This window comes from Pseudomonas sp. GW822-FHT06B12 (assembly GCF_058799675.1).
In genome coordinates this window covers 1-1040 of sequence record NZ_JBXALR010000025.1, presented here as the reverse complement: position 1 = coordinate 1040, position 1040 = coordinate 1, and the positions used below count along the sequence as shown (strand labels likewise).

1 protein-coding gene is annotated in these 1040 nt (G+C 64.8%); it reads left to right on the top strand.

Going from position 1 to position 1040, the window contains the following annotated elements; translation table 11 throughout:
* Window positions 1-1040, top strand: a 1040-nt coding sequence (locus tag AC1RKH_RS28075) for an Ig-like domain-containing protein (RefSeq protein ID WP_493184059.1), incomplete at both ends; no start/stop codon positions are given.

Here is a 1040-nt window from a genome sequence, read left to right as displayed (position 1 = left end):
CTCAATTACCAGATGCAGGACGAACACGGGGCGCTCTCGAGCTCCACGGTGGATGTGACCATCACCGGCACCAACGATGCGCCGGTGGCGGTGGCCGATGTGGCCGCCGGTACAGAGAACCAGACCCTCACGATTGACGTGTTGGCCAATGACACCGATGTCGACGACGGCCACCTGTTTACCTTGGTCAGCGCCAGTGCGCCGATCGGCCAGGGCAGTGCCAGCGTCGCGGGCAACCAGTTGCTGTTCAACCCCGGGGCCGATTTTGACCATCTGGCGCAAGGCGCCACGGCCAGTGTCACGCTCAGCTACACCATGACCGACGAGCACGGCGCACCGGCCAGCAGCACCGTGGTGGTGACCATCACCGGCACCAACGATGCGCCGGTAGCAGTGGCCGATACGGCCGCCGGTACGGAAAACCAGACCCTCACGATTGACGTGTTGGCCAACGACACCGACGTCGACGACGGCCACGCGTTCACGCTGAACTCGGTCAGTGCGCCAGCGAACAAAGGCACGGCCAGCGTGGTCGGCAACCAGCTGCTATTCAACCCCGGGACCGACTTCGACCACCTGGCGCAAGGCGTGGTCGAGCATGTGACGCTCAATTACCAGATGCAGGATCAGTACGGGGCGATCTCGACCAGCAGCGTAGACGTGACCATCACCGGCACCAACGACGCTCCGGTGGCGGTGGCCGATGTGGCCGCCGGTACGGAAAACCAGACCCTGACCGTCGACGTGCTGGCCAATGACACCGATGTCGACGACGGCCACGCGTTCACGCTGAACTCGGCGAGCGCGCCGGCCAACAAAGGCACGGCCAGCGTGGTCGGCAACCAACTGGTGTTCAACCCCGGGAGCGACTTCGACCACCTGGCGCAGGGCGTGGTCGAGCACGTGACGCTCAACTACCAGATGCAGGACGAACACGGGGCGCTCTCGAGTTCCACGGTGGATGTGACCATCACCGGCACCAACGATGCGCCGGTGGCGGTGGCCGATACGGCCGCCGGCACGGAAAACCAGACCCTCAC